Here is a 9,926-nt window from a genome sequence, read left to right on the forward strand (position 1 = left end):
TCAGGTCGCCACCGCCATGAATGAAATGGCCGCCACCGTGCAGGAAGTCGCGCGTAACGCCGAGGAAGCCTCCGAAGCCGCCGTCGCCGCTGACCAGCAGGCCCGCGAAGGGGACAAGGTCGTCGGCGAAGCGATCGCGCAGATCGAGCGTCTGGCGGTTGAGGTTGGTCATTCCACCGAAGCCATGGGTGAACTCAAGCGCGAAAGCGACAAGATCGGCAGCGTCCTCGACGTGATCAAGTCGGTAGCCCAGCAAACCAACCTGCTGGCCCTCAACGCGGCCATCGAGGCGGCGCGTGCCGGTGAAGCCGGGCGTGGGTTTGCCGTGGTGGCCGATGAAGTGCGCAGCCTCGCGCAGCGCACGCAGAAGTCCACCGAAGAAATCGAAGAGCTGATCGTCGGCCTGCAGAACGGCACCCAGCAAGTGGCAACGATCATGGACAACAGCCGTACCCTGACCGACAGCAGCGTTGAGCTGACCCGTCGCGCGGGCGGGTCGCTGGAAAGCATCACCCGCACGGTTTCGGCGATTCAGGCGATGAACCAGCAGATTGCCGCAGCGGCCGAGCAGCAGAGCGCGGTGGCGGAAGAGATCAACCGTAGCGTGCTGAATGTGCGGGATGTGTCGGATCAGACGTCGGCGGCGAGTGAAGAGACCGCGGCGTCCAGCGTTGAGCTGGCGCGCCTGGGTACTCACTTGCAGATGCTGGTGGGGCGCTTCAAGGTTTGAGGTGATTCATCCACCTCGGTTCGCTCTGAACCGAGGTGATGCTATCGCTGGCAAGCCAGCTCCCACAGTGAATGGGTTGAACACAAACTTTGTGATCGACTACAAACCCTGTGGGAGCTGGCTTGCCAGCGATGGCGGCCGAGAGAACGCCGCAGTTACAGAACCTGACGCAGGAAGGCCTGCGCACGCGGATCCTTCGGTGTATCAAAGAATTCGGCAGGCGCGGCATCTTCCAACAGCTTGCCGTGATCGAAGAACAACACCCGATCCGCCACTTCCCGGGCAAAGCCCATTTCGTGGGTCACGCAAACCATGGTCATGCCTTCCACGGCCAGGTTCTTCATCACGTCCAGCACCTCACCGACCATCTCCGGGTCGAGGGCTGAGGTCGGCTCATCGAACAACATCACCTTCGGCTCCATCGCCAGCGCCCGGGCGATCGCCACGCGCTGTTGCTGACCGCCGGACAGACGTGACGGAAACTCGTTGGCCTTCTGTGCAATCCCGACCTTTTTCAGCAACTCCATAGCCTTGGCTTCGCGCTCTTTCTTGCCGCGCTTGCGCACGACTTTCTGCGCCAGACAGAGGTTTTCCAGCACGGTCATGTGCGGGAACAGGTTGAAATGCTGAAAGACCATGCCGACTTCGCGGCGGTAGGCGTTGACGTCGGTTTTCGGGTCGGCCAGTTGCAGGCCGTCGATGCTCACCGAGCCGGAATCGAACTCTTCCAGGCCATTGAGGCAACGCAGGAAGGTCGACTTGCCGGAACCCGACGGACCGATCACCACCAGCACTTCGCCCTTGGCCACCGTGGTGCTGACGTTATCCACCGCGCGCACCACCTGGCCACGGGTGTCGAAGACTTTTACCAGATCGCGGACTTCAATCACTTTGCGCGAGCCTCCGCTCAAGCCGGCTGGCGATTTTCGACAGCGGCAGGTTGATCAACAGGTACAGACCGGCGACGCAGAACAGAATCTCGAACGGCGAGAACGAGGTGGTGATGACTTCACGGCCGCTTTTCAGCAGCTCGGTGATGGCAATCACCGACACCAGCGAGGTGTCCTTGACCAGACTGATGAACTGCCCGGCCAGCGGCGGCAGCACGCGTTTGAATGCTTGCGGCAGCACAACGTGACGCATCGATTGACCGGCACTCAGACCAAGCGAACGCGCCGCTTCGTTCTGGCCACGGGCAATCGATTGCACGCCGGAACGGATGATCTCCGCCACGTAGGCACCGGTGAACAGCGACAGCGCGGCGATCCCGGCGAATTCGCGGGACAGGTTCATCACCGTGCCGATGAAGAAGTAGAAAATGAAAATCTGTACCAGCAGCGGCGTGCCGCGTACCAGTTCGACGTAAATGGTCGAGAGGTCGCGCAGGGTCGGGTTGCTGGACAGACGGCAGAGGCCGGTGACCAGACCGATCAGCAAACCGAGAATGCCGGAGACCACCGACAGCCAAAGTGTCGTCCACACCCCCCACAGCAGCGGTCCTGCCGCCCAATGCCGGGTCACGCCCACGACGTCGCCTTCGGCCACATCGTCGCCCTGAGCGAATTGCAGGCTGTTCTCGTCGACGGTCAGGTGCTGCTCGTCACCAGCGTCATTGCGCAGGGTGACTTGCGCGCTGCTGCCCTTGCGCACGAGTTCGGTGACGGTGGAAATGTCAGTGGCACGCTGGGTTTCTTCGGCCTGATAGGCGAAGTACTGCGGCACGCGGTTCCAGCGCCATTCGTAGGACATCAGCGACGTCGCGTAATACAACGCGCCCGCCAGGCCGACCAGCACCAGCACGGTGAGTACGTGCCAGGGCCATTGGGCTTTTTTCTGTTTCATTGCAGGTTCTCGGATGATCGTTCCCACGCTCTGCGTGGGAATGCCGCTCGGGACGCTCTGCGTCCCTGCCTGTTCGTGACGCGGAGCGTCACAGGATGCGCTCCCACGCGGACGGTTCGACGCCTCGACGTGGAAACGATCAGCGGATGCGCGTTATTCCATGTCCTTGAGCCACTCGGTGCTCTTGAACCACTTGTCATGGATGCGATCGTAGGTGCCGTCTTCGTGGATCTGGTGCAGGAAGTTGTTGATGAAATTGATGCTGTCGTAATCACCCTTCTTCAGTCCGAAGGCCAAAGGCTCGTAGGTGAACGGCTTGTCGAGGAACACCAGTTTGCCGGCACCAACCTTGGTCACCGCGACGACGTTGTACGGCGCGTCATAGATGAAGGCATCAGCCTTGCCGTTGACCACGTCGAGCACCGCTTCCTGCTCATTGTCGTAGCCGTGGTACTTGGCCTTGGAGATGAGCTTCTTGGCGACCATTTCGCCGGTGGTGCCGAGCTTGGAGGTGATGCGGTAGTCGGCGGTGTTCAGGTCTTTGTACGACTTGATAGTGCCTTCCAGCTCCTTGCGGATCAGCAGGGTCTGGCCGACCACGATGAACGGTTCGCTGAAATTCAGGCGCAGGTTGCGCTCCTGAGTCAAGGTCATGCCGCTGCCGATCATGTCGAACTTGTCGGTCATCAGCGCCGGGATGATGCCGTCGTAACCGGTCGAAACCAGCTCCAGTTTGACGCCCATGGCCTTGGACATGGCTTTGAGGATGTCGACTTCGAAACCGATGATTTCGCCGCGCTTGTTAGTCATTTCGAACGGCATGTAGGTCGGATCCATACCGACTTTCAACGTGCCGCGCTTGACCGCGTCATCGATTGCGCCAGCCTGCGCCGCATTGACTGCAACCAGTGCCGTGACGCCGACCAGCAGCATCGACAGATACTTCTTCATCTTCAAGTCCCCAAAACCATTGCGTGTGCGGCGCGAAAACCAACAGTGACGGGCAAAAAAGCCCGGGTGCGCCAATTCGGGGACGGATGCTAACGCACTCGTTCGTTTGCACAAGGTTTTTTGCCGGGGATTGTTGTTACGGGGAGGGATTAAAAAGCAAAAGATCGCAGCCTCCGGCAGCTCCTACAGGATTATGTGAACACCTGTAGGAGCTGCCGGAGGCTGCGATCTTTTTATCAGGCTGGCTGAACCTGCATGTTCACCGGTTGCAACGGCAACAACGGCGCATGCGGATCGGCTTTCACCGAAGCGCGCCAGGCATCCAGCCACTCGGCGTGACCTTCCGCCCAGACCTGTTCGTGCAAACGGGCCAGGGCAACAGGGTCGCTCAGCAGTTGCAGACGATCATGGTTGTTCAGCCCGGCCGGGCCGACCTTGATCGCGTGACGCACACGTTCCTGACGCAGCCACTCGATCGGTTCAGCCTGACCGTGACGCGAGGTCGCCAGCGAACACGCCAAAGCGTTCTGCTGCGGATCGACCACCGCGCGGACAAAGCCGTCGTTGAGGGCGTGGTAACGGTTTTCGTGGGTGTACTGGTCGGTCGCCAGCAGCGCCTGTGGCGGATTGTATTCCTCAGGAATGAGGAACAGGCTCTCGTCACGGGACTTCAGGCCCAGACCAACGCGGCTGGAAATCACCGACACCGGGATCGACAGCATCAGCGAACCGACGATCGGCACCAGCCACCAGAGGAAGCTCGGGTTCAGCCAGATCACCAGCAGCGCCCAGCAGAAGCCCAGCAGGGTCTGCGGACCGTGGCGTTTGACCGCCTCGCTCCATGGTGTCGAGTCGTCGTCACGCTGCGGCGAGTTCCAGGTCGCGGCCCAGCCGAGGAACGCGGCGAGGACGAAACGCGTGTGGAAAATCATCCGCACTGGCGCCAGCAGCATGGAGAACAGCATCTCCAGCAGCATCGACAGGGTCACCTTGAACTTGCCGCCGAACTCTTTCGCGCCCTTGGCCCAGATCAGGATGATGCTCAACAGTTTCGGCAGGAACAGCAGCACGATGGTCGTCGAGAACAGCGCGATCGCCTTGTCCGGGTGCCATTGTGGCCACAGCGGATAGAGCTGGCGCGGCTCGAGGAAGTACTGCGGCTCCATCAGCGTGTTCACCGCCAGCAGCGCGGTCGACAGCACCAGGAAGAAGAACCACAACGGCGCCGACAGGTACGACATCACGCCGGTGAGGAACACCGCGCGGTGCACCGGGTGCATGCCTTTGACCAGGAACAGACGGAAGTTCATCAGGTTGCCGTGGCACCAGCGACGGTCACGCTTGAGTTCGTCGAGCAGGTTCGGCGGCAGTTCTTCGTAGCTGCCCGGCAAGTCGTAGGCAATCCACACGCCCCAACCGGCACGGCGCATCAACGCGGCTTCAACGAAGTCGTGGGACAGAATCGCACCCGAGAACGCGCCTTTACCCGGCAACGGCGCCAAGGCGCAGTGGTCGATAAACGGCTTCATGCGGATGATCGCGTTGTGACCCCAGTAGTGGGATTCACCCAACTGCCAGAAGTGCAGACCGGCGGTAAACAGCGGGCCGTACACGCGGGTCGCAAACTGCTGCATACGCGCATAGAGAGTGTCCATGCCCGACGCACGCGGCGCGGTCTGGATGATCCCGGCGTCCGGCGTGGCTTCCATCAAGCGCACCAGACTGGTCAGGCACTCACCGCTCATCACCGAGTCGGCGTCGAGAACGACCATGTACTTGTAGTCACCGCCCCAACGACGGCAGAAGTCGTCGAGGTTGCCGCTCTTGCGCTTCACACGACGGCGACGGCGACGGTAGAAGATCTTGCCGAAACCTTTGGCTTCGCGGCAGACATCCAGCCAGGCCTGTTGTTCGGCGACGCAGATGTCGGTGTCATTACTGTCGCTGAGCACGAAGAAGTCAAAGCGGTCCAGATCACCAGTGGCAGCAACCGATTCGAACGTTGCTCGCAAACCGGCGAATACACGCGGTACGTCTTCGTTGCAGATCGGCATCACCAGCGCGGTACGCGCGTCTTTGGCAATCGGCTCGTTGCCGGCGCTTTTGCCGGAGATACGGTATTTATCGTGACCGGTGAGCAACTCGAGGAAGCCCATCAGCGCCGTCCAGAAACCAGCCGACACCCAGCAGAACAGAATCCCGAACAGAATCAGAATGCTGGTTTGCAGCGCATACGGCAGCACTTGCGTGGCGGTTTGCAGCAGCGGTTGATGCAGGACTTCTTCCAGATCGACGAACGACCAGCCCTGGTACGGCATGATGCCTTTCATGTACCAGCCGGCGACGATGGTCTGACCGAGCATCAGCAGCAACAGAATGTAGCGGCGGATCGAGCCGACGGTGCGCCAGCGCGCGGCCGGCAAGACGTTTTCGTCCTTCGGCGGCTGCGGCGGGTTGGTACGACCGGTCATACGGCGCCAGCCACGCACCAGAATATTGGTGCGCCACGGCTCCGGCACGACCTTGGTCCGACGGATCGGCGGCGTCGCCTTCATGCTGACGCGACCGCTGGCGTCGAGCACCAGCATCTCCGCGTCTTCAAGTTCTTCGGCGGTGCTCAGGGTCAGGCGCTTGCCCACCGAAGCCTGGGCGGCCTCGGCAGGAGCGTCGAACGTTGAAGACGACAGGCGTTCATGCAGCTCGCTGAACGACTGGCAGCCCGCGAGTTCCGCGCGCTGCTCGTCGGTCATCGGCAGATGCGCCAGATACTCGGACAGAGTCTCTGGCTGTACTTGAGAGTTACTCATCGGCAGGCAACTGATAGCTCCAGGTCTCGGTCAGGACTTCTTCAGTCGGTGCCGATTCCGGTGTGGCTGGGGCCGCGTCCGCAGCCGCTGGCTGCTTGGCGTCTTTGTTGGCCTTGTCCTTGGCATCTGCAGCTGGCTTGGCGTCGGCCTGTTTGGCCTCGGCGGCCTTGGCTTCCTTGTCGAGTTTCTCTTGTTGCTTGGCGGCAACCTTGTCGGCCTTGGCAACGGACGAGTTGGACGCCGGCACCGATTTCGCCAGATCAGCAGTCACGACTGGCTGAACCAGGGCGGCACGCATCTCGGTCGACTTGCTCGCGTCCTTGATCTTCATGCGCAGGGTCAAGCGCCAGCCTTTGGTTTCCGGGTTGTAGCGCACGCTGTTTTCAACCAGCTCGGCGTTGTCACCAACACTGACCTGACTGCGCACGTCGGCATCCGGGGTCAGCGCGGCCAGCGATGGACCTTCGAAGTCGACCAAGTAGGCAACGCTGCCATCCGGCTGACGGATCAGGTTCGATTGCTTGACGTCACCGGTCGAACGCAGAGTCTGCGAAACCCAGGCGCTGTCCGGCGCATGAATCGCCGCTTCGTCCATGGTCCAGTGCATGCGGTAGGCGAATTCCAGCGGCTGACCCGGCTCCGGCATTTTTTCCGGGCTCCAGAACGCAACGATGTTGTCGTTGGTTTCGTCGGCGGTCGGAATTTCTACCAGATCAACGGTGCCCTTGCCCCACTCGCCCTTCGGCTCGATCCAGGCGCTTGGGCGCTTGTCATAGCGGTCGTCGAGGTCTTCGTAGTGGCTGAAGTCGCGGCCACGTTGCAGCAGACCGAAACCACGCGGGTTCTCGATGCTGAAGTTGCTCACGGCCAGGTGTTTCGGGTTGTTCAGTGGACGCCAGATCCACTCGCCGTTACCGGCATGGATCGACAGACCGCTGGAGTCGTGCAGTTCACGACGGTAGTTGAGGACTTTCGACGGCTGGTTGGCGCCGAACAGGAACATGCTGGTCAGTGGCGCGATGCCCAGTTTGCCGACCTTGTCACGCAGGAACATCTGCGCTTTGACGTCGACAATGGTGTCGCTGCCCGGACGCAGGATCAGACGGTAGGCACCGGTGGCACGCGGCGAATCCAGCAGGGCGAAGATCACCAGATGCTTGTCGCCCGGCTTCGGCTGTTGAATCCAGAACTCGCGGAAACGCGGGAATTCTTCGCCCGACGGCAGCGCGGTATCAATCGCCAGACCACGCGCCGAGAGGCCGTAGGTGTGGCCCTTGCCGACAACGCGGAAGTAACTCGCGCCGAGCATGGTCATGATTTCGTCTTGCTTGTCGGCCTTGTTGATCGGGTACAGCACACGGAAACCGGCATAACCCAGTTGTTCGGTGGCTTTCGGATCGAATTTCAGGTCGCCGAAATCGAAGCGCGTCGGATCGTATTTGATCTCTTCGACGGTGTTCGCTGTGATTTCGTTGATTTTCACCGGTGTATCGAAGTGCATACCCTGGTGATAGAAGGACAGTTTGAACGGGGTTTTCTGATCAGCCCACTCAGCCTTTTCGGTGAGGAAGCGGATTTTCTGATAGTCCGCGAACTTCATGTCGCGGAATTCGTTCGGCAGATTGCTGCGCGGGGCTTCGAACTTCTGCCCGGCCAGTTCTTTCGCCTTCGCCGATACATCGTCAAGATTGAACGCCCAAAGCTGGCCGGCGCTGAGCAGGCACAGGAGCGCCGAACCCGCTACCAGGGCACTTCGCATGCGTTTGGCAGACATTTTTGCTGCATTACAGGGACTAACAATCACGAGCAACCCTCGCCGAAAACAGATCAAAAAACCAACGGCCAGCTATCTATATGCCAGGTTGGCGAGCATTGTTCCGACTCCGCTGGGGCAAAATGATTCCCCAATCGGATCCGGACAAGTCTCTACCTAAGTGAAAATGGATCAGCGAACGCTGATCCCAGTGCGCGCGATTATCTAGTAGCCCGCATGACAACGCATCAGGGGTAACAAAGTATTTATCGCGAAAACACCCTAAAAACGGTCGAAATTTCCCAAAAAGGTGTTTCAAGCGCTTTCAGGTCTGTAACAAAAAGGTAACCGGGCCATCGTTGACCAAATGCACCTGCATATCGGCGCCGAATCTACCTGATGCCACAGTGCCATGCACCTGTTTCGCACTGCTTAATAGATAGTCGAACAATTCCTCGCCCAACGCCGGTGGCGCGGCTGTCGAAAAGCTCGGGCGCAACCCGCTTTTGGTGTCGGCCGCAAGGGTGAACTGCGAGACCAGCAGCAACCCGCCACCGACATCGGCGAGGGACAAGTTCATCTTGCCCTCCGCATCACTGAATACCCGATAGTTAAGCAGCTTATGCAGAAGTTTGTCGGCGCTGGTACGCGTGTCGTCGGGTTCGACCGCCACCAGCACCAGCAAACCGTGATCGACCGCCCCGACTACCTCACCCGCGACTTCAACCCGCGCACCGCGTACCCGCTGTAAAAGCCCCTTCATGCTTCTTCGGGCGGCAGGTCGAGCAGGCGCCGAGCCATATTGCCCGCGGCGCGCACCAGTGCATCGGTGATGCCCGGTTCGGATGCGGCGTGGCCGGCATCACGGATCACCTGCAGTTCGCTGTTCGGCCAGGCTTGATGCAGTTCCCAGGCGTTGTCGAGCGGGCAGATCACGTCATAGCGACCGTGAATGATCACGCCGGGCAGATGGGCGATCTTGCCCATGTCACGAATCAGCTGGTTCGGCTCAAGGAAGGCGTTGTTGGTGAAGTAATGGCATTCGATCCGCGCAATCGACAGCGCGCGCTGCGGCTCGGAGAAGCGATCGACCACCAGCGGGTTCGGCCGCAGGGTCGCGGTGCGCCCTTCCCACGTCGACCAAGCCTTGGCCGCGTGCATCTGGGCAATCTGGTCGTTGCCGGTCAGGCGCTTGTGGAATGCGCTAAGCAGATCGTCGCGCTCGTCCAGCGGGATTGGCGCAATGTAATCCTGCCAATAATCGGGGAACAGACGACTGGCACCGGCCTGATAGAACCACTCGATTTCCTGCGGACGGCAGAGAAAGATCCCACGCAGGATCAGACCGTGAACACGCTCAGGGTGGGTTTGCGCATAGGCCAGCGCCAGGGTCGAACCCCACGAGCCGCCGAACAGCACCCATTTGTCGATGCCCAGGTGTTTGCGGATGCGCTCAAGGTCGGCAACCAGATCACAGGTGGTGTTGTTTTCCAGGCTGGCGTGCGGCGTGGAGCGCCCGCAACCGCGCTGGTCGAAGGTTACAATGCGATACAGGTTCGGATCGAAATAGCGACGGCTCTGCGCGTCGCAACCGGCGCCGGGGCCGCCATGAATGAACACAACCGGCAAACCCTCCGGTGAACCGCTTTCGTCGACGTACAGCGTATGGGTGTCATCGACAGCCAGATCGTGCCGGGCGTGAGGTTTGATCTGCGGAAACAAAGTCTGCATTGCGCGCTCCGTAAGGGGTCGAGGTCATCCCTGGGGGGACTTCTATTATTCTGCCGTTGGGCATCATAAACCCGATTTACGTCAATGAGCATGCTCCGGGGCCTGATCGTTC

At 60.4% G+C, this 9,926-nt stretch carries 8 protein-coding genes; 1 reads left to right on the forward strand and 7 read right to left on the reverse strand.

The genetic code is table 11. The features are described 5' to 3' along the window. Positions 1-16 precede the first annotated feature (16 nt). On the forward strand, positions 17-730 hold the full coding sequence (locus tag PMI23_RS30230) for a methyl-accepting chemotaxis protein (RefSeq protein ID WP_371850961.1): 714 nt from the start codon (positions 17-19) through the stop codon (positions 728-730). A 155-nt stretch (positions 731-885) separates the two neighbouring features. On the opposite strand, the gene PMI23_RS00330 is transcribed toward PMI23_RS30230, so the two are convergent. From PMI23_RS00330 to pip, 7 genes are all read right to left on the reverse strand, one after another. Then, the gene (locus tag PMI23_RS00330) at positions 886-1,620 is read right to left on the reverse strand and encodes an amino acid ABC transporter ATP-binding protein (RefSeq protein ID WP_007909337.1); all 735 of its coding nucleotides are present in this window, start codon (positions 1,618-1,620) and stop codon (positions 886-888) included. Further along, a complete protein-coding gene (locus PMI23_RS00335; RefSeq protein ID WP_007909336.1) occupies positions 1,613-2,572 on the reverse strand; it encodes an amino acid ABC transporter permease in 960 nt (319 codons plus the stop codon). The genes PMI23_RS00330 and PMI23_RS00335 overlap by 8 nt, the downstream gene beginning before the upstream one ends. A gap of 153 nt (positions 2,573-2,725) precedes the next feature. Further along, positions 2,726-3,523 carry a transporter substrate-binding domain-containing protein gene (locus PMI23_RS00340; RefSeq protein ID WP_007909335.1) on the reverse strand — a complete coding sequence of 266 codons (798 nt, stop codon included), beginning with the start codon at positions 3,521-3,523 and terminating at the stop codon, positions 2,726-2,728. A gap of 236 nt (positions 3,524-3,759) precedes the next feature. Beyond that, positions 3,760-6,330 carry a glucans biosynthesis glucosyltransferase MdoH gene (gene mdoH / locus PMI23_RS00345; protein WP_007909334.1) on the reverse strand — a complete coding sequence of 857 codons (2,571 nt, stop codon included), beginning with the start codon at positions 6,328-6,330 and terminating at the stop codon, positions 3,760-3,762. Then, entirely contained in the window at positions 6,323-8,134 is a 1,812-nt protein-coding gene (locus tag PMI23_RS00350; RefSeq protein ID WP_007909332.1) for a glucan biosynthesis protein G, read from the reverse strand. The genes mdoH and PMI23_RS00350 overlap by 8 nt, the downstream gene beginning before the upstream one ends. 274 nt (positions 8,135-8,408) lie before the next feature. Beyond that, positions 8,409-8,846, reverse strand: coding sequence for a D-aminoacyl-tRNA deacylase (gene dtd / locus PMI23_RS00355; protein ID WP_007909321.1), 438 nt, complete (start codon positions 8,844-8,846; stop codon positions 8,409-8,411). Beyond that, positions 8,843-9,814 carry a prolyl aminopeptidase gene (gene pip, locus PMI23_RS00360; protein ID WP_007909319.1) on the reverse strand — a complete coding sequence of 324 codons (972 nt, stop codon included), beginning with the start codon at positions 9,812-9,814 and terminating at the stop codon, positions 8,843-8,845. The genes dtd and pip overlap by 4 nt, the downstream gene beginning before the upstream one ends. Positions 9,815-9,926: the final 112 nt, after the last annotated feature.

Origin of the sequence: Pseudomonas sp. GM24, assembly GCF_000282235.1 — a bacterium.
Taxonomy (GTDB): domain Bacteria; phylum Pseudomonadota; class Gammaproteobacteria; order Pseudomonadales; family Pseudomonadaceae; genus Aquipseudomonas.

Bases quoted from the DNA above. Each gene is read 5' to 3' on its own strand.
- PMI23_RS30230 (WP_371850961.1), top strand. From the start codon at position 17: ATGAATGAAATGGCCGCCACCGTGCAGGAAGTCGCGCGTAACGCCGAG.
- PMI23_RS00335 (WP_007909336.1), bottom strand. From the start codon at position 2,572: ATGAAACAGAAAAAAGCCCAATGGCCCTGGCACGTACTCACCGTGCTG.
- PMI23_RS00340 (WP_007909335.1), bottom strand. From the start codon at position 3,523: ATGAAGAAGTATCTGTCGATGCTGCTGGTCGGCGTCACGGCACTGGTT.
- mdoH (WP_007909334.1), bottom strand. From the start codon at position 6,330: ATGAGTAACTCTCAAGTACAGCCAGAGACTCTGTCCGAGTATCTGGCG.
- dtd (WP_007909321.1), bottom strand. From the start codon at position 8,846: ATGAAGGGGCTTTTACAGCGGGTACGCGGTGCGCGGGTTGAAGTCGCG.
- pip (WP_007909319.1), bottom strand. From the start codon at position 9,814: ATGCAGACTTTGTTTCCGCAGATCAAACCTCACGCCCGGCACGATCTG.